The organism is Pseudoclavibacter sp. AY1F1 (genome assembly GCF_002931075.1).
GTDB lineage: Bacteria > Actinomycetota > Actinomycetes > Actinomycetales > Microbacteriaceae > Pseudoclavibacter.
Map to the genome: position 1 here is coordinate 98,837 of NZ_PSTQ01000011.1, position 19,464 is coordinate 118,300.

Annotated in this window: 14 protein-coding genes; 10 read left to right on the forward strand and 4 right to left on the reverse strand. The window is 69.1% G+C overall.

Translation table 11 applies throughout. The features are described from left to right. Positions 1-2: 2 nt before the first annotated feature. Entirely contained in the window at positions 3-362 is a 360-nt protein-coding gene (locus C5B85_RS15205; RefSeq protein ID WP_146077976.1) for a hypothetical protein, read from the reverse strand. A gap of 68 nt (positions 363-430) precedes the next feature. Here C5B85_RS15205 and C5B85_RS15210 point away from each other — a divergent pair, with 68 nt between their 5' ends. Then, entirely contained in the window at positions 431-1,393 is a 963-nt protein-coding gene (locus C5B85_RS15210; protein ID WP_104286854.1) for a carbohydrate kinase family protein, read from the forward strand. Positions 1,394-1,451: 58 nt separating this feature from the next. Here C5B85_RS15210 and C5B85_RS15215 read toward each other — a convergent pair whose 3' ends face one another. The 3 genes from C5B85_RS15215 to C5B85_RS15225 all read right to left on the reverse strand — a co-directional run bounded on the left by C5B85_RS15215 (position 1,452) and on the right by C5B85_RS15225 (position 5,029). After that, the gene (locus tag C5B85_RS15215) at positions 1,452-3,035 is read right to left on the reverse strand and encodes an amino acid permease (RefSeq protein ID WP_104286855.1); all 1,584 of its coding nucleotides are present in this window, start codon (positions 3,033-3,035) and stop codon (positions 1,452-1,454) included. 229 nt (positions 3,036-3,264) lie between these two features. After that, complete coding sequence (locus tag C5B85_RS15220; protein WP_219819423.1) at positions 3,265-3,957, reverse strand: YitT family protein; 693 nt, start codon at positions 3,955-3,957, stop codon at positions 3,265-3,267. Positions 3,958-4,075: 118 nt separating this feature from the next. After that, positions 4,076-5,029 carry an L-lactate dehydrogenase gene (locus tag C5B85_RS15225; RefSeq protein WP_104286856.1) on the reverse strand — a complete coding sequence of 318 codons (954 nt, stop codon included), beginning with the start codon at positions 5,027-5,029 and terminating at the stop codon, positions 4,076-4,078. Positions 5,030-5,148: 119 nt separating this feature from the next. On the opposite strand from C5B85_RS15225, the gene C5B85_RS15230 reads away from it, so the two are divergent. The 9 genes from C5B85_RS15230 (at position 5,149) to C5B85_RS15270 (ending at position 19,463) form a co-directional block, all read left to right on the forward strand. Next, positions 5,149-9,864, forward strand: coding sequence for a proline dehydrogenase family protein (locus C5B85_RS15230; protein ID WP_104286857.1), 4,716 nt, complete (start codon positions 5,149-5,151; stop codon positions 9,862-9,864). A 679-nt stretch (positions 9,865-10,543) separates the two neighbouring features. Continuing rightward, positions 10,544-11,932 (forward strand): FAD-binding oxidoreductase, encoded by a 1,389-nt coding sequence (locus C5B85_RS15235; RefSeq protein ID WP_258070833.1) that lies wholly within the window; start codon positions 10,544-10,546, stop codon positions 11,930-11,932. A 264-nt stretch (positions 11,933-12,196) separates the two neighbouring features. Beyond that, positions 12,197-13,987, forward strand: a complete 1,791-nt coding sequence (locus C5B85_RS15240) for a circularly permuted type 2 ATP-grasp protein (RefSeq protein ID WP_104286859.1) — start codon at positions 12,197-12,199, stop codon at positions 13,985-13,987. Then, positions 13,981-14,922: an alpha-E domain-containing protein gene (locus tag C5B85_RS15245; protein ID WP_068478330.1), complete on the forward strand. Its 942-nt coding sequence runs from the start codon at positions 13,981-13,983 to the stop codon at positions 14,920-14,922. Before C5B85_RS15240 ends, C5B85_RS15245 begins: the two co-directional genes overlap by 7 nt. Further along, positions 14,919-15,767: a transglutaminase family protein gene (locus C5B85_RS15250; protein ID WP_104286860.1), complete on the forward strand. Its 849-nt coding sequence runs from the start codon at positions 14,919-14,921 to the stop codon at positions 15,765-15,767. Before C5B85_RS15245 ends, C5B85_RS15250 begins: the two co-directional genes overlap by 4 nt. 2 nt (positions 15,768-15,769) lie before the next feature. Then, positions 15,770-16,735 (forward strand): alpha/beta fold hydrolase, encoded by a 966-nt coding sequence (locus C5B85_RS15255; protein WP_104286861.1) that lies wholly within the window; start codon positions 15,770-15,772, stop codon positions 16,733-16,735. A 99-nt stretch (positions 16,736-16,834) separates the two neighbouring features. After that, positions 16,835-17,884, forward strand: a complete 1,050-nt coding sequence (locus C5B85_RS15260; protein WP_104286862.1) for a lipoate--protein ligase — start codon at positions 16,835-16,837, stop codon at positions 17,882-17,884. 143 nt (positions 17,885-18,027) lie between these two features. Beyond that, the gene (locus C5B85_RS15265; RefSeq protein WP_104286863.1) at positions 18,028-19,125 is read left to right on the forward strand and encodes a DUF6177 family protein; all 1,098 of its coding nucleotides are present in this window, start codon (positions 18,028-18,030) and stop codon (positions 19,123-19,125) included. A gap of 2 nt (positions 19,126-19,127) precedes the next feature. After that, the gene (locus tag C5B85_RS15270) at positions 19,128-19,463 is read left to right on the forward strand and encodes a hypothetical protein (RefSeq protein ID WP_104286864.1); all 336 of its coding nucleotides are present in this window, start codon (positions 19,128-19,130) and stop codon (positions 19,461-19,463) included. The last annotated feature ends 1 nt before the right edge of the window (position 19,464 follow it).

The window sequence follows — 19,464 nt, forward strand, 5'->3', positions numbered from 1 at the left end:
AGCTACTTGGCGGCGACGCTGTCGAGGTGCTCACGCAGCGCGATGATGATGTCGTCGCGAGTCGTGTTGCGGGCGTGCGCGAGCTCCTCGATGAGCCAGTCGAGCGTCATGTAGTTCGCGTGCAGCAGGTTCGAGAGCTCGATGTTGACCTTGACCTGGTTCGGGCCACCGTCAACGGGCTGCTCGGCGTCCGGGTCGATGTCGGTGTCGAGTCCCTGCCCCTGCTCGACCTTCACAACAAACGCTCCCACCTCGACGAGTCGCTCGTAGGCGAGCGCCGCGGCGTCGGGGGAGACTTCCGTGACGGAGACGGCGTCGAGCAGCACATGCGCGGCTTCTCGGCTGGTAGTTGGAGTGGACATGCAACGAGGATAAGCGCGCACGTCGAACGGACAGTCAGGGTCCATCCATACAGGGCACAATCGGGGACATGAGCAGCAAACCCACAGCGAAGGCCCGCCCCACCTCAGACGCGCCAGTTGTGGTCATCGGCGACGCCATCGTCACCGAGCTGCGGGAGACGGAAGCCCGGGGAGGGCTCACGAGTCGCAGCTACGTGAGTGGTTCCGCCCTCAACGTTGCAATGGCGCTCGCGCGCCTCGGCGTTCCGGTCGCGCTCATCTCGAGCATCGGTGACGACGCGGACGGCCGGCGCATCCGCGACCACCTGGGCAAGCGAGGCATCCACTTCGCCCCGTCCGTGTCGCTCGCGGGAACAGGACGGGCGCTCGGAGAACCGGCAGACGGCGAGCCCCTTTACACGTTCGACGACGCGGCACGCGCCCGGCGCATCCGCTTCGACGACGAGCAGGTGGCCCTGATCCGCGCGGCCCCGTTCGTCGCGATCTCAGGCTTCGCGTTCGACGACAAGAAGCAGCACCGGCGCCTGCTCGAGGCGGTCATCCGCCCGCAAGAGCGCCTGCTCCTCGACCCGAACCCGCGCCTCGGGCTCGTCGACGACCCAGTGGCGTTCCTCGACAACTTCGAGCGACACGTCTCCAGCGCCCTCTTTGCGCACCTCTCCGACAACGACGCCGACCTGCTCTTAGAAGCTCCCCTCGATGAAGCGACCAGCGACATGCTCGACCTCGGCGCGACGCACGTGATCGCCACGGAAGGGAATCGCGGCGGGCGGTGGGTCAACCGGGCCGGCATCGACGTTGCCGAGCCCATCGTGGAGTTGCCGGGCGACATCGTCGACACGATGGGAGCCGGTGACGCCGTGTTCGCGACGGCCGTCGCCTCCATCGTGCAGGGTGGAGTTCCGCATCAGGTGGCGGATGCTCGACGCATCCTGAAGCGGGCCATGACGGTTGCGGCCGCCACGGTACGCGTCACGGGCAGCTTCCTCGCCGCGGACGACGACCTGCCGCCGGCCGCCGACGCGCTCTGATGCCCCGTCTCGGGATGGGCGCGAGGAACCCATCCCGAGACCGTGGAGCGGTGCGGAACTACTTCGACGAAGGCGTCAAAGTCGACTCGGAATCCGGGGCCGAACCGGAAGCCGAGGCCGCCGCCGCGCGCTCGCGCTTCTGCTTGCGCTGCACGTAGACGCCCGCGACGATCGAGATGCCAGCGATGATGAAGCTCGTCGTGACCTCGATGAGGCGCGTCTCGCCCGCGAAGAACATGTAGATGAGCAGCGCGGACAGCGCGACGATGACAACCCAGGTCAGCCACGGGAAGCCCCACATGCGGATGGCGCCCTTGGTCTTCTCGTTCGGGTCCTTGCCGGCGGCGATGGCGTCTTCCGCGAGGATGCGCCGTGAGCGCAGCTGGGAGACGGCGATGACGATCCACACGAAGATCGCGACGGCGCCGGTCGAGTTCACGAGGAACGAGAACACGTACTCGGGGGTCGTGTAGTTGAGCACAACCGAGAGGAGTCCGACGACGGCGGATGCGAGGATCGCGACGTACGGGGTGCCGCGCTTCGAGACCTTGCGGAACGCTTTGGGGGCTTCGCCGCGGCGCGACAGCGAGAACGCCATGCGGGAGGCCGTGTAGAGCGACGCGTTGAGGGTGGAGAGCAGGGCGGAGAGCACGATGATGTCCATCGCGAGGGCTGCCCAGCCGATTCCCGCGGCGTTCAGCATCGTGACGAAGGGGCTGACGCCCGCCGTGATCTGGTCCCAGGGCAGCACGATGAGGACCACGAGGATCGAGCCGATGTAAAAGAGCAGGATGCGCCACACGACCGAGTTGACGGCCTTGCGGACTGCTTGGGCCGGCTGCTCGGATTCGCCGGCGGCGATTGTGGCGACCTCTGCCCCGAACATCGAGAAGATGACGGGAAGGAGGGCGGCGAGGACGCCCGCGACGCCGAAGGGTGCGAAGCCGCCGTCGGCAGGCGACAGGTTGCCGAACGTGGCCGTGTTGTTCGGGATGATGTGCGCGATGAGGAGCGCGCCGACGATGATGAAGATGATGATCGACACGATCTTGATCGACGCGAACCAGAACTCGAACTCGCCGAACGATTTCACGCTGATGAGGTTGGCGATGAGGAAGACGAGCGTGATGACAAGCGCCGGGATCCACTGGGGGATCTCCGGCAGCCAGCCGCTGATGATGACTGCGGCGGCCGTGGCTTCGATGCCGACGACAACAACCCAGAACCACCAGTAGAGCCAGCCGATAGAGAGGCCGGCCCACGGCCCGATGAAGCGCGTCGCGTAGGCGGAGAACGAACCCGTCTCCGGCGATATTGAGGCCATCTCGCCGAGCATCCGCATGACAAGCACGACGACGACCCCGGCGAGGGCGTAGGCGAGGATGACGGCAGGGCCGGCCGCGAGGATCGCGGTGCTCGAGGCGACGAGCAGGCCGGCGCCGATGACACCACCGAGGGCGATCATCGACAGGTGGCGCGGCTTGAGCGTGTTGGCGAGCGCCTCGCCCTGCTCGACGGCCGGACCGCGGCCTGCCTGGTGGCCGCGCTCGCTCAGGTCGCGGCCCTTCTCCGTGAAGACGGCTTCGGTGTGGGGCGCGGCTGCGCTCTCTGGAATCTGGCCGTCAGCGCTTGGGCACGTCATGGATCACGTTTCTCCTGGTGAAGGGGCCCACGGGTGCCGCGCGTTCGCTGGAGAATCAGCACATAAGGGGAGGAACGCGGCGCACACCTCGGGGTCGGTACTGAGCAAGGGTAGGGCTCTGCGTGCATCCCGTTCACCTTGTGTTCATAAGAGACGTGTTCAGAAGAGACGCGGGAGAGTACGAGCTGCCCCGCCTGCCGGGCGAGCACCCACGTCGAAGCTGAGCAGCTCAGCTGGCGGGGGTGTCGCCTGGCAGGGTCTCGGGGTCGCTCGGCTCGACGCTGCCGCGCGCGTCCCGTTCCGCCGGGGTCTCAGCTTCGGCGGAGCCGCCGGTGTCGACCGTGAACCAGCGGATCGCGACCCCGCAGATGGGCCCGATGAGCAGCGCGAACGCGACCGTGCCGATGCCGACGTCGCCGCCGAGCATCCAGCCGATCGCGAGGACAACAACCTCGAGGCTCGTGCGCACGATCCAGATGCGCCAGCCAGTGACGCGGTGCAGCCCCGTCATGAGACCGTCGCGCGGGCCCGGCCCGAAGAGCGCTCCGATGTAGAGGCCTGTCGCGAGGCCAAGGGTCAGGATGCCCCCGGCGAGCAGCAGGATGCGCCACCACAGGTCGAGGCCCTCGGGGATGATCCAGAGACCCAGGTCGGCGCACGGCCCCACGAATAGCGCGTTGAAGATCGTGCCGAAACCGGGACGCTGCCTGAGCGGGATCCAGATGAGGAGCACGACGACGCTGATGAGCACCGTGATGAGCCCGAACGGCAGGCCCGACTGCACCTGGATGCCGAGCGTCAGCACATCCCACGGGGAGACACCGAGCTCACCCCGAACGATCATGGCGATGGCGAGGCCGTAGAGGAGGATGCCGACGACGAGCTGAGTGGCGCGACGGGGCAGGCGGACGATGGAGCGCATCCGCTCATCTAAGCCGCAGACCCGCACGGGGATCGCGGTCCACTCAGGAAGAGTGGATGGGTGTGCCGCGCCCGCCGCGGGTCTAACTGAGGAAGCGCGTCTAGCTGACTGGCCGCGTCTAGCTGACTGACCGAACCGTCGAGCGGATCTCCTCGGCGGATGCGAGGAACTTCTCGAGCTCGCTCGGCGACATCGGGGTGTCGAGGATGCGTTCGACACCCTTGGCGCTCACGATGACGGGCGTCGAGATGGCGACGTCGTCGATGCCCCACTGCCCCTGCAGGAGAGTCGAGACGGGCATGATGGCATGCTCGTCGTTGATAATCGCCTCGGCGATGCGCGCCCCGGAGAGGCCGATCGCGTAGTTCGTCGCGCCCTTGCCCTCGATGACCTTGTACGCGGCAGTGCGCACGTCGTGGGTGATGCTCTCGAGCGTCTCCTCGGTGAAGGGGCGCTCACCGTCGCGCTCCCAGTCGAGGATCGGGATGGGGCCGATCGTGGCCTGCGACCAGAGCGCGAACTCGCTGTCGCCGTGCTCGCCGACGATGGTGGCGTGCACGCTCGTGGGGGCGAGGCCGCCCGCGAGCTTCGCGATGATCCAGCGGAGACGGGATGTGTCGAGCACCGTGCCGGAGGAGATGACGCGGCCGGGCGGGAGGCCGGAGATGCGCTGGGCGACAACCGTGAGCACGTCGCACGGGTTCGTGACGAGCACGAACACCGCGTCTGGGGCGAGCTCCACGAGTTTCGGCATGAGCGACTCGAGGATGCCGACGTTCACGCCGACGAGATCGAGCCGCGTCTGCCCGGGCTTCTGCTTCGCGCCCGCCGTGATGATGACGACATCGGCTCCCGCGACGGTGGTGATGTCGCTCGAGCCCGTCATGACGCTCGAACCCGTGAACTGGGTGCCGTGGGCGAGGTCGAGCACCTCGGCTTCCACCTTCTTCGTGTCGATGTCGTAGAGGGTGATCTCGCGCGCGACACCGCGGATGAGACACGCGTATGCGAGAGAGGTGCCGACGCTCCCGGCCCCCACGATCGCGACTTTCGACTGCTTCTGCAGGGGCATGGTGCTTCCTTTCGGGAAGATCAGCAACTCTCTGATCGTATGGGCGCTCGCCCGGGCACTGCGGCGTGTCGCGGCGCGGCTCGGGTTGGCCCGGAGGTGCGCTGGTTACGCTCGTTCGCATGCGCATCCCGTCGGAACCAAGTGAAGAATCACGGCACGACGGCGCGACTCCTCCTCCGATCGGAATCAACGGCACGAGCGGCCGCGGCGACACTGATCGCCGTGCACGCGGTCTCGAGGAGGTCGACGCCAGGCGGGTGCAGCGCGCCGATTTTGTGAAGCAGGTGCTCGCGAAGCGCGATGGCGGCTGGGATGCGAGCGACGAGACTCGCGCCGAGACTCGCGCCGACGCTCCGGGTGCGGACGCAGCGGACTCGATTGATCCTGCCTCCTCTGCCGACTCTGGCCCAACTACCGACTCTGGCCCAACTACCGACTCTGGCCCAACTACCGACTCTGGCCCAACTACCGACTCTGGCCCAACTACCGGCTCTGCGCCCTCGACCGACTCTGCGCCCTCGACCGACTCTGCCCCATTAACGGTTGCGGACACCGAAGAGCGCCTCGACTCCGAGCCCCGCGAGTCAGGGCGAGCGGATGTGCCAGCTGGCCCTTCCGCGAACGAGACCGTGGCCGTCGACGACTCGATCGTCGACGCTCTGCGCGCCGAAGGTCGCACTGCCGGCGGCTCGCGCGGCGACGCGCCACGCCCCGACCCTGCCCCACGCGTCGACCAGACGGTGGCTGTCGACGACTCGATCGTCGCCGCACTCCGTGCCGAGGGGCGCACTGCTTCCGCTGACCGCGACGCGAAAGCCAACGCTCCGAGCGCTGACGAGACCGCGCGTGTCGACCAGACGGTCGCCGTCGACGACTCGATCGTCGCGGCGCTCCGCGCCGAAGGACGCACAGCAACCGGCGATCGCGATGCGAGCGACGCGAGTGCCCCAAACGCCGAGAGCTCCGCCGCTTCCGCCTCCAAGCCGCCAGTGGACGACGCACCGCCGACCGCCGCGATCCCGGTTGTGACGCAGCTTCGCGACGTCCCGGTCTCGGAGGCCCTGCCAGCTGCGCTTGCGCTGCTGCGCGGCTGGCGCGAGCAGGTCGCCGCGGCGGACGCGCAGCGTGCCTCCGCGGTCGAGGCGGCCTCGAGCCAGCGCGCCAAGCGTCGCGCCGACACCACCTCGGAGCTTGATCGTGTGCTCGCCGGACCGGACGGCGAGGTGTTCCTCCGCTCCCTGATCGACGAGGTCATTCGGCCGGACGACGCGATCGCGGCGGGAAACGGCCTCGGCGACCTCGCTCCGAAACTTCCCGCGAGCCTCTCGCCCGGCACGAAACGCGCGTTCCAACTGGGCGCTTTCGCGGGGCCAGGCGTGCCGTGGCTCGCGGTGCCGCTCATGCGCCGAGCCACGTCGGCGTTCTTCGGCGACGACACCGTCCGCAACGTGCCCTCCGAGATCTCCGCCGCGACCGAGCGCGCGGCGACTCGCGGAGCCGCGTCGCGCATCCGCCTGCTCGGTGACGCGGTGCTCGGGGAGCGGGGCTCGAACGCGAGCCTCGAGACCTACACGCAGCTGCTCGCCGCCGGCCAGGTGCGCGAGCTCGAGCTTCGGGTCGTCGACATCGAGGCGCAGCCGGCCCTCTGGGACTTCGACGGCACCCTCGAGCGTGTCGTCTTCAAGCTCTCGGCGCTCGGCCGCGCCGCGCTTACCGCGCCGACGCCGCCGCTGATCATGCTGCGCGCGCAGTCGTCGGCTGACCTCGAGCTCACGGTGCAGGCGTTCATGCGCGCCTTCGAGCAGGAGGAGCTGCGCGGCCTGCACGTCGGCATCTCCCTCCCCGCCCAGTTCCCCGAGACGCCGGGTCTGCTTCGCCGCATCGGCGGATGGGCGCACATGCGCCGCGAGGACCTCGGCTCCGACATCACGGTCGCCATCACACGCGACGCGAACCACGAGCTCGAGCGGGCCGACGCCGTGATCAACGGCTGGCGCCTCGCCACGTACGCGTCGGAGGCTGATGTCGACGCCAACTTCGCACGCCTCCTCGACGAGGCCCTCGCGATCGACCACGTCGCCGCGTTCAGGGTCGAGGTCGAAGCGGATGCGCGCCGAGACGTCGCGCTCGCGGCCGCCATCGCGAAGGCGCGAGGCCTGCCGAAGCCCGTGCGGGTCGTCGTGCCGCGCTCGGCAGACGATGCGGCGCTGGAGCGCATCCGCTCGGCTGGCGTCGAGCTTGTGGAGCGCACACCCGTCGTAACGGGCACCACGCAGCGCCACGCGGCCAGTTATCTCCAGCACCGAGTCGACGTGCGAGCCAGGCAGCTCGGCGCGGAGCCAGCCGACGCGGCGCAGGCGGACCAGCCTTCGATCGCTCCAGGGATCGGTGCCGACGCCGTGCATCCCGACGACGAGCGCCTCCTCAGCGCGACGGCGCGCATGCGGCAGATCGACTCGGGCCCGAACCGCGAGCAAGACCGGGTGCTCGCGGACGACGCGGCCACCGTCACCGCCAGCATCCAGCTCGAGCTCTTCCCCGATGGTCTCTTCGAAGACGAGGAGCCTGCGGCCGAGCGGCCGGCACGCGTGAAGAAGCTGAAGCCGGCCTCGAAGCCCGTCATCGAAGACGACGAAGAGGTCACCGAGAACCCCGCAGACACGGGCCCAAGCCCCCGCCTCACCGAGGTGGTGCTCGGCCTCAAGCGCGGCAGGCTGCTGCGCAACACGTTCCGCAACGCGCCAGGAACCGACCCGTCGCTCGCCAGCAACCGCGAGTGGCTGCTCTCCATCCAGCGTCGAGTGCCGCGCAGCGAGCTCGGCATCGACGAGGTCGAGCGGCACCTGCTGCACGAGCCGGAAGACGTGGATGCCCTGCTCTCGCGAGCAGAGCGTGCGGCTGAGCCGTGGGCCCAGAAGCCAGGCTGGGAGCGGGCGGCCGTGCTCGAGAAGGTGGCGAAGGCGCTCGAAGCGAACCGGGCGCGCCTCATCGAGGTCGCCGTCTCCGAGACGGGGACCCCGCTGCCCGACGTCGACGCCGACGTGAGCCGCTGCGTCGACCTCGCCAACTACTACGCGCACCTCGCACGCCAGCTCGACCGCATGCAGGGCGCAGACTTCGAACCCGTCGCCGTGACCGTCGTCACCCCGTCGTGGGTTCCGGCCGTCGCAGGCAGCGCCGGGCACACGGCGCAGGCGCTCGCGGCCGGAAGCGCGGTTGTGCTGAAGCCATCGCCGCGCACGCGCCGCACGGCGGCCGTCTTCGCCGAGGTGCTCTGGGATGCGGACATCCCCCGCGACCTCGTGCAGCTCGCGATCTGCGACGAGAGCCTCCTCTCAGATGAGCAGCTCGGACAGATGCTCATCACCGACGACCGCGTTCAACGCGTGCTGCTCAGCGGCAACTGGGAGACGGCGCGCTCGTTCCTGCGCTGGCGCCCCGACCTGCCACTCATCGCCGCGACAAGCGGCAAGAACTCCATGATCATCACGCCGAGCGCCGACCTCGACCGGGCGGCCCTCGACGTCGCCCGCAGCGCGTTCCTCAGCGCGGGACAGCGACCCGGCCACGCGGGCACAGTCATCCTCGTCGGCTCCGTGGCGCGTTCGAAACGCTTCCACGAGCAGCTCGCCGACGCCGTCGCCTCTCTTCGCATCGGTTATCCGAGCGACCCAGGCGCTGTTGTCGGGCCGCTCGTCTCCCCACCCGACTCGCAGCTGCGCTTCGCGCTGTCCTCGCTCGGCGAGGGCGAGTCGTGGCTCGTCGAGCCACGCCAGCTCGATGACACGGGCCGCCTCTGGTCCCCCGGAATCCGCGTCGGAGTGAAACCCGGCAGCTATCAGCACGTCACCGAATTCTTCGGCCCGGTGCTGAGCGTCATGCACACGCACACGCTCGACGAGGCCATCCGCCTGCAGAACTCGACCCAGTACGGGCTGACGGCGGGCATCCACTCGCTCGACCGCACCGAGATCGCCGAATGGCTGCGGCGAGTCGAGGCGGGCAACCTCTACGTGAACCGAGACATCCTCGGCAACACGCCCCAGCGGCAGCCGTTCGGTGGCTGGCTCCGCTCGATGGTCGGCACCGCCACGAAGTTCGGCGGGCCCAACTCGCTGCTATCGCTCGGCACGTGGCGCTCCAACCACGGCGAGCAGTCCCAGACCCTGCACCTGCGCGGCATCGACGAGCAGGCCACGGCGCTCATCGAGTCGGCGGCACCCTTCATGGACTACGAGACCTTCGACCGCCTCCGCCGCGCATCCCTCAGCGACCAGATCGCGTTCAACGAGGAGTTCGGCGAGGTCTCTGACGTCTCGAACCTGAAGTTCGAACGCAACCTCATGCGGTACATCCCGGCTCGCGCCACGATCCGCGCGGCCGAGGACGCGACGCTCGCCGACCTCATCCGCGTCATCGTCGCGGCACGCATCGTGCGCTCGAAGCCGCTCATCACGTCCGGCATCGAGGTGCCGGAAGCGGTGCTCGCCGAACTCCAAGCGCAGAACCTCACGGTGCAGCGCGAGACAGACGCGGAGTTCGCGGAGCGCGCGCGCAGCGGTGGCATCGAGACGCTGCGGGTGCGCCTCGTCGGCGGCAAGCGGCGCGAGTTCTGCGACGCGCTGCAGGGCGACCCCGACATCTCCATCTGGTCGGACGAAGTGACGCCCGCCGGTCGCATCGAGGCGCTCCCCTTCCTCCGCGAGCAGGCGATCTCCATCACCGCGCACCGGAACGGACACCCGGACCCGCGCATGCAGCAGCTGTTCCCGTACGAGCAGACCTTCGACCCGGACGCGCCCATCACGCAGGGCCCCATCAAGTCCCGCGGATAGCGCGGCTGCCCCGGGGCTTGGGTTGGCCTTCGAGGGCCTGGGTCGTGCTCCGGCCTCGGGGCGCGCGGCCTCCGGCCTCCGGCCCCGGCCTCCGGCCTCCGGCCTCCGGCCCCGGGGCGCGCGGACCGAGCCCCGCTGCCCGCGTTGCTCCCGCTGTCTGCGGCCGCACTGTCCAACCTGAGTGCAGAATCGGTGCCAATCGCCAGTTGGAAGGTTTCAGGCGCGCGTATTGCACTGATGTTGGACAGTGACTCCGGCGTCTGAGGCGCCCGGGCATGGGCGGCCGGTCTCCGCTGAGTACCCACGGCGCGCGCTCCCGGCAGAAGAGTGAGGCAGATGCAGACCGGCCGGTCTCCGCTGAGTACCCACGGCGCGCGCTCCCGGCAGAAGAGTGAGGCAGATGCAGACTCCTGCGATGCGGAACGTGCGTCTGCCCCACTCTTCGCGGCGGAGGAACGGATCGGCAGCAGCAGCGGCAGGGGCGCGGCGGGGCGCGGGCCAGAGCGGCGGGGCGCGGGCGCGGACGCGGGCACCCGCACGGACGCGAGCGCGAGCTGGCGCGGGCACCGGATGCGGGCCTCGTGGCGGCGCAGGCGCGTCGCCTACGATCGGGCGCATGTCTGCCGTTGTCGCCGGAACCCCCAAGTCCCCTCAGCCCCCTCAGTCCCCCAAGTCCCCCATGTCCCCTGAGCCCGTGAAGTTCGCGCTCGCCGTCGATGCCCTCGCTCGCGAGCTGCCTGGCCGAGTCGTGACGGAACCGGAGTCGCTCGAGCCGCTGCGCGTCGACCGCTCCGGCGTGGTCGCGGCCGGCGTTCCGCTCGCGCTGGTCGAGGCCGAGTCTGTCGAGGATGTGCAGGCGGCGTGCCGAATCGCGAGCGAGTTCGGCGTGCCGGTTGTCACGCGCGGGGCAGGCACGGGGCTTGCGGGCGGCGGGGCCGCAGGCCATGGCGAGATCGTGCTGTCGACGCTGCGCATGAACCAGATCCTCGAGGTCTCGCCGGCCAACCAGCTCGCGGTCGTGCAGCCTGGCATCCTCAATGGCGCCCTCAACGAAGAGCTCGAGCGGCACGGTTTCTGGTGGGCGCCGGATCCGGCTTCGAAGCACATCTCGACTGTGGGCGGGAACATTGCGACCAACGCCGGTGGCCTGCTGTGCGCTAAATACGGGGTGACGCGGGAGGCTGTGCTCGGCCTCAAGGTCGTGCTCATCGACGGTTCGGTCATCGACGTCGGCCACCGCACGGTGAAGGGTGTCACGGGCCTCGACCTGTGTGCGCTCATGGTCGGTTCGGAGGGCACGCTCGGCGTGATCGTTGAGTGCACGCTCAAGCTGCGCCCGCTTGTGGCGGGGGTCGTGCCGACGATCGGCGCGTACTTCACCGATGTGGGGAGCGCGGCGCGTGCCTCCGCGGCCGTCACGGCGTCGGGCATTCAGCCAGCCATCATGGAGCTGATGGATGCGGGCGTTCTGCGCGCAGTATCCGCGTACACGGGGGTTGACCTCGCCTCGCACGGCGACTCTTATTTGCTCATCCAGACGGATGGCGCGAACGCGGTCGCCGAAGCCGAGGGCATCGTCGAGGTGCTGCGCGCCAACGGCGGCACGGTCGAGATGACGACCGACCCGCAGTCGGCGCTGACGCTCGTGGATGTGCGGCGCCAGGCGTACGCGGCCAAGGAGGCGCTCGGCAACGTGCTGGTCGAGGACGTGTCCGTACCCCGTGACAAGCTGCCGGACATGTTCGCGAAGATCGACGAGGTCGCGGCGCGCACCGGCACCACGATCGTCACGGTCGCGCACGCTGGCGACGGCAACCTGCATCCGACGTTCATCTACGACCGAGCGGAGTCCGTCGTGCCGCAGGCGGTGTGGGATGCGGCCGACGAGCTGTTCACGTACGCCATCTCGATCGGCGGCACCCTCACGGGGGAGCACGGCGTCGGCCTCCTCAAGCGGCAATGGCTTGGCGAGGAGCTCGGCGAGCGCCAGTTCGAGCTGCAGCGCGGTATCAAGCGGCTCTTCGACCCGCAGGGGCTCCTCAACCCTGGCAAGGTCTTCGCCGAGTAGGTCGCACCTGCCCGCCGTCTTTCGTTCGTAGCCCTCGCCCGCGCGCTCACCGTGCGTCGGGTTCCGCCCGGCCAACTTCCGGGATGGCTGGCCGCTGCGCCGCCTCTTGGGGCGATCTGGGCTGGATTGATCACGCAAGACGGTCGCGCGCCACCCCCGCAGAATCTCTCGATTGACGGGAAATTTTGCGGGACCTCGGGCGTGCCGTCCAGGCGGGAAGTCCGCGAAACAAGAGCGTCACATTCCGTCCACTAGTCTCGGGACATGGGTGACCTTTTCGATGGCTACAGCCAGGCTCTGACCAGGCAATCCCAAGCGGCGCTGTCGCCGCCATTCGACGAGATGTTCATGGGGGAGGCGCCCGAGGGCGAGCTGGATCCGCGGCGCACGTACCGAGATCTCTACGACGTCCTCTCGGGGATGACGCAGGAGCAGATCCGGCATCGCTCCGACTCGCTTGCCGACTCGTACCTCGCGCAGGGCGTCACGTTCGACTTCGCCGGCGAGGAGCGTCCGTTCCCGCTTGACGTGGTTCCGCGTGTCATCGAGCGCGCCGAGTGGCAGAAGACGGAAGCCGGCATCAAGCAGCGCGTGCGTGCGCTTGAGGCCTTCCTCGACGACGTGTACGGCGACCAGCGGGCCATCGCCGACGGCGTGATCCCTGCGAGCCTCATCGCTTCCTCGGTGCACTACCACCGGGTCGCGAAGGGTATCCGCACGGCGAACGGGGTGCGCATCCACGTCTCGGGCATCGACCTGATCCGTGATGAGCACGGCGAGATGCGCGTGCTGGAAGACAACGTGCGCGTGCCGTCGGGCGTCTCGTACGTCATCTCGAACCGCCGCGCTATGGCGCAGACGCTCCCCGAGCTCTTCTCGCGCATGCGCGTCCGCCCCGTGGGCGACTACCCGAACCGCCTGCTGGGCGCGCTTCGGGCATCCGCGCCGGACGGCATCGAGGATCCGACGGTGGTTGTCCTCACGCCTGGCGTCTACAACTCGGCGTACTTCGAGCACACGCTGCTCGCCCGCCTCATGGGCGTCGAGCTCGTCGAGGGGCGCGACCTGTTCTGCTCCGGCGGCAGGGTGTGGATGCGCACGACGGCGGGCCCTCAGCGCGTGGACGTCATCTATCGCCGCGTCGACGACGACTACCTCGACCCGCTGCAGTTCCGTCGCGACTCGATGCTCGGCTCGCCCGGCCTCATGATGGCTGCGCGCCTCGGCAACGTGACGATCGCGAACGCGGTCGGCAACGGCGTCGCGGACGACAAGCTCGTCTACACGTATATGCCTGACCTCATCCGCTATTACCTGTCGGAAGAGGCGATTCTGCCGAACGTCGACACGTGGCGGTTGGAGGAGCCGGACGCGCTCGAGGAGGTGCTCGACCGCCTCGACGAGCTTGTCGTGAAACCGGTTGACGGCTCGGGCGGCAAGGGCCTCATGATCGGTCCGAGCGCCAACAAGCAGGAGCTCGACGAGATGCGGGTGCGGCTGCTCGCCGACCCGCGCGGTTGGATCGCCCAGCCGGTTGTGCAGCTCTCGACGATCCCGACGCTCGTGGAAGACGGGATGCGTCCGCGGCACGCTGACCTGCGTCCGTTCGCCATCAACGACGGCCACGACGTGTGGGTGCTGCCCGGCGGCCTCACCCGCGTGGCGCTCCCGGAGGGGCAGCTGGTTGTGAACTCGAGCCAGGGTGGCGGTTCCAAGGACACCTGGGTGGTCGGCGCCGAGCGCAGCTTCTCGAAGCCCGTGCCGCACGGCGTCGAGGAACTCCTCGATGACCAAGCCGATGCGTCTGAGACCCCGCACCCCGTGACGGGCGTGCTGCGGGTCATCCCGCACCGCCAGGACCACATGCCGCAGGATGCCCCGAAGCGCGGCGACCAGCAGCAGGTGCAGCAGCAGACGCAGGGGCGAGTCCCGCAGGCCCAGTCGCATTCGCAGGCGCAGTCGGAGCAGGTCCAGCAACAGCAGCAGGCGCGCACAGACGCGCCGGCGCCGGCCGAATCGGCTGGCACGAACCAGAAGGGAACGGACGCATGCTGAGCCGTATCGCCGAGTCGCTGTTCTGGATCGGCCGCTATGTGGAGCGGGCCGACGGAACGGCGCGCATCCTGGATGTGCACCTGCAGCTGCTCCTCGAGGACCCGTGGGTCGACGAGGCGACGGCCTGTCGGTCGCTCCTGAGTGTCATGGGTGCGGCGGATGTGCAGCCGGACGCCGAGCTGACCCGCTCTGACGTGCTGAACCTCATGGCCGTCGATCGTTCGCAGCCCGCATCTATCGCCTACTCGGTGAACGCGGCTCGCGAGAACGCTAGGCGTGCTCGCGAGATTGTGTCGACGGAGCTGTGGGAGTGCCTCAACGCGACGTACTCGCGTATGCCGTTCAGCGTGCGCCAAGAGAAGGTGCACGACTTGTTCGCGTGGGTTCGCGAGCGTTCGGCGCTCGCGGTGGGCGTTGTGAACTCGGCTGCGAGCCGCGACGACGCCTACCAGTTCATGATGCTCGGCCGCTCGCTGGAGCGCGCCGACATGACGGCACGTCTGCTCGCGACGCGTTCGCTGACGGAGGCGTCGGGCGCATCCTGGACGACGATCCTCCGCTCGTGCGGCGCGTACGAGTCGTACCTGCGGACTTACCACGGCATGCCCTCCGCGGCGAACGCAGCGGAGTTCCTGCTCCTCGACCGGCTGTTCCCTCGGTCGATCCAGTACTCGGTGTCGACGGCGCTCTCCTGCCTCTACGACATCCAGCCCCGCCACGAGCGCGGCGGCCGCGTGGGCGTCACCGACCAGGCCCAGCGCCTGCTCGGGCAGATCTCGTCCGACCTCGAGTATCGGCCTATCCACGACACCCTGGCCGATCTGCCCCGTTATATGGATGGCGTGCAGGACGCGGTGTCTCGGGCCTCCGAGGCGATCCGCCAGCGCTACTTCCCGTCGATCACAGCCCCGAGCTGGGTGGGAGACAACTCATGAGCCGCATTCGCATCCGCCACTCGACCGGCTTCCGGTACGAGGGCGACGTCACGACCTCGTACAACGAGGCCCGCATGCTGCCGATGGCCAATAACGGCCAGTTCGTGCTGTTCGGGCACCTCGATGTCACGCCGCACTCGTCGACGCACAACTACTCCGACTACTGGGGCACGAAGGTGACGGCGTTCGAGGTGCTCAACCCGCACTCCGAGCTGTCGCTGACGGCGTCGAGTCTCGTCGAGGTTCGTCAGCGCCCCGAGGCCGGGCAGTTGTCGCTGAGCTGGGATGAGCTGGCCCGTGAGCGGCTTCGCAGCGTCGAGCTTGTCGAGCAGACGGCGCAGACGCGCCTGACGATGCCGCCGGACGACGTGAAGGCGCTCGCGGCCGAGGTGAAGGGCGCGAACAGCGGACCCGCATCCACGGCCATGGAGATCCTGCACCTCGTCTACGAGGCGGTCGCCTATGAGGGTGGCGTGACGGGTGTCCGAACGACTGCCGCCGAGGCGTGGGAGCACAAGCGCGGCGTCTGCCAGGACATCTCGCACATCGCGCTCGGCGCGCTGCGCGCTGCCGGGATTCCCGCGATCTACGTATCCGGCTACCTGCACCCCCGGCCGAACGCTGAGATCGGTGAGACGGTGAGCGGCGAGTCGCACGCGTGGATCGAGTACTGGGATGGCGAGTGGCGCGGCTGGGACCCGACGAACGACATCCCGATCGGCGAGCGCCACGTGCTTGTCGGCCGCGGCCGCGACTACAACGACGTGCCGCCGCTGCGCGGCGTGTACGCGGGGCCGTTCTCCTCGCAGCTGTTCGTGAAGGTCGACATCACTCGAGAGGCGTAGTCGTGCCGGGGTCGGTGTCCGGTTCGCAGGGCGGATCGGCGGGCGGGTCCCATGGCGGCTCGCAGGGGCGAGCGGATGCGCGTGGTCCTGCTGCCCCGAACCCCGACCCGTCCGGTGCGCCGGCGGCGTTCGTGGTCCCGACGGGGCACGGCGTCGACGTGCACGTCTACGAGTGGGCGTGCGCGTCGCCGCGCGGTGTGATCCACCTTTCGCACGGCTCCGGTGAGCACGCGAAGCGCTACGACGCGTACGCGCGCGATCTGGTCGCCGCTGGGTACTCGGTTGTCGCGCATGACCAGCTCGGGCACGGGCAGACGGGGCTCGGTTCGCATGGGCTCTCCGTGTTGCCCGCAACCGAGAACCGGGCTGCGCTCGAAGCGCTCGAGGACATCTCGGCGTGGGTGCGCGACCGCTACCCGAAAATGCCCTTGATTTTGCAGGGGCATTCCTGGGGCTCGTTCCTCGCGCAGCAGCTCCTCGCGCGCGATTCTGCGTTCTTCTCGGCGTGCATCCTGACCGGCACTGCGCTTGCCATGCCCGGCTTCACGAACCCGGGGAACCTCAACAAGCGATTCGAGCCTGACGAGTCTGGTCTGCAGTGGATGTCGCGTGACGCTGCGCAGCGGCGGAAGTTCGCTGACGACGAGTTGTGCTTCCGCATCTCCGAGCAGCCGGTGTGGGGTCTGCGGGGTGCGGTGCAGCTCGTGCATCTCCCGCCGCGCGCGGCGTCGGGGAAGCTCGACGACATTCCTGTGCTCATCATGGGCGGCTCCGAGGACTCGGTCGGCTATGGCGAGCGGGGACCGCGCGCGCTGGCGAGGGTGTACCGGAAGCGTTCGAAGCTCAGCGACGTGACGCTCAAGCTGTATCCGGAGGCGCGGCACGAGCTGCTCTTCGAGTTGAACCGTGACGAGGTCATCGCCGATATCGTCGCGTGGTTGGACGCGCGCATCCCGCCGCTCTTGTAGGCCTGCGCTGGCGCGCTGATCGGGATCACGCGAATGTTCGGATGCGCTCGAGTGGCACCAGTGAGCTCGCCTGGCATCGGCTCGCCGTAGAGTGCTTCCATGCACGGTGAGTACAAGGTTCCTGGCGGGAAGCTCGTCACAGTCGACCTCGAGGTTGAGGGCGGACGGATCGTCGACGCGCACCTCGCCGGCGATTTCTTCCTCGAGCCCGACGAGGCGCTCGATGACATCAACGGCGCTCTGAACGGACTGCCTGCGGATGCGAGCGCTGAGGAGATCACGGCCGCTGTGCGTGATGGCCTGCGTGCCGACGCGCAGCTGCTCGGCGTCACTCCGGAAGCGGTCGGCGTGGTCGTTCGCCGGGCAGTGCTGGGCGCCCGCGACTGGCGCGCGTACGACTGGCAGATCCTGCATCCGGGCCCTCTGACGCCGCGCGAGCACGTCGCCCTCGACCAGGTGCTCACGGAGGAGGTCGGCGCTGGCCGACGCCCCGCGACGCTGCGCCTGTGGGAGTGGGAGGAGACGGCCGTCGTGCTCGGTTCGTTCCAGTCGGTGAAGAACGAGGTCGACCAGGAGAACCTCGACAAGTACGGCGTGCAGCTGGTTCGGCGCATCACGGGTGGTGGCGCCATGTTCATGGAGGCCGGCTCGGTGGTGACGTACTCGCTGTACGTGCCGAGCGATCTTGTGCACGGAATGTCGTTCGCGGAGTCCTACGCGTTCCTCGACTCGTGGGTGCTGGATGCGCTGCACGGGCTCGGCATCAACGCTCGGTATGAGCCGCTCAACGACATCGCGAGCCCGTCTGGCAAGATCGGCGGGGCCGCGCAGAAGCGCCTCGGCTCCGGGGCGGTGCTGCACCACGCGACGCTCAGCTATGACATCGACGGCGACCGCATGACGGAGGTGCTGCGCATTGGCCGCGAGAAGCTGAGTGACAAGGGCACGCAGTCCGCCAACAAGCGTGTGAGCCCACTGCGGTCGCAGACGGGCATGGAGCGCTCGGCGATCATCGACCACTTCAAGGCGACGTTCGTGGAGCACTACGGCGGGACGCCCGGCGAGGTGACGGACGAGGAGCTGGCGAGGGCCCGCGAGCTAGCTCAGTCGAAGTTCGCGTCGCGGGAGTGGACGCACCGGGTTCCGTAGCGCGAGCGCCCCGGGCAGGGGAGAAGTACCCATCGCGGAACGCTGATTGCGTGGTTACGCTGGCGATTCATCCGAGAATTCCCCGGAGGATCCGCAGTGCCCCACGTTCGTAGTTCTGCCCTCGTCGCCCAGGCGGCGGCTTCGTGACCGCGTTCATCGACCCGCTCTCCGACGAGCGCGGGCCCGACGGCGCGGGCGGTGGCTACTCCGTCTACTGGGCGTCGGCCGAGCGGGTCACGCTCTCGACGCCCCTGCAGCGGTTCCTCATCGACGCGCAGTTCTCGCGCCTCCGCCCGATTCTCGTGACGACCGACCAGGCGCACGTGTCGAGCTTCGTCGCGGACGCGTTCCAGGCGGCGGGTGGGTACTGGGCTGTGTCGCACGGCGGCACTATGTTCGACGCGTTCCGCGGGACGCGCATCCGCAGCTTCGGCGACTTCTGGGCACCAAGGCCCGACGCCGAGATCGAACCGCACCCGACACTGTCGCGCCTGCGCGAGCACACAACGCCTTCGTTTGTCTTCGATGTGTACGTGCGAGACCGCGCCGACGACCGCACCCTCATCGGGGGCGCCGCCGACCTGCTCGTGGCGGGTCTCGGCGGGGCGGGCCTCGACCGCTGGGGCCTCGTCGAGCCGCTCGCGCAGCGTTGGACGCACGCCGCCGTCACGGAGTCGATGCGCCGGCAAATGCCCGTGACCGAGCGGCACTACGCGGCGGGCAGCGACGGTTCGACCGTCAGTCTCGCGGTCTCGCGCACGAAGTCGGGCATCCTCGAGCACGTTCGCGGCGTAGTCCCGATTCGCGACGCGGCCCTCGCACCCCTCGCGCACACGGCAGGTGGGTCGCTCGCCGCGCACCCGCGCGTGCTCGACACCCTCCGCGAGCTCGCCGAGCGCAACCGCGTCAACGTCGCGCTGCTCTCGACCGGTGAGGTCGAGGAGCGAAACGGCTCGGTCGGTCGCCTGCCCGGTGTTCGCCGCCCAGAGCAGCCGCTCGCCGTGCTCCTCGGCGCCCGCGCCGTGCGCGACCTCGCGATCGACGTGGATGCGCTCGCCGAGCAGCATGACGTCACCACCGTTGGTCTCCGCCGCGCCCCGGCGCTCATCGTGCGCCTGTCAGGGAGCGATCCGCTCTGGTATCAGCTGCGCGCGTTCGCGACGGACCTCAACCAGGAACGCCTCGCGTCCGCTCTCGCCGTGGAGTTCGCCACGGGCGACGCCAACGTGGGGAGGAGCTGACCGTGCCCATCGAACTGGTCCTGCTGAGCGAGGTCGCCCCGAGCGACGAGGTCATCGCGCGCGCTATCGCCGAGGCGCACCCGGAGGGGCAGCTCGTCTCGTTCGAGAACGGGGCCGTACGCCACGCCGTCGACGGGGCGGGAGCGTCCCTGCTGACGGTCTTCGAGAGCCAGCCGATCGCCGACCCGGCGAGCGCGGTCGCCGCCATCGCGCATCCACCCACAGCGTTCGGGCTGTGGACAGACGTGACCGTGCCAAGGAGCGAGCCGCAGCGCGGACGCGCCCTGGCCGAGCAGATCGCCGCGGCAGTCGGCGGCACCGTGACAGAGAGGGTGTGAC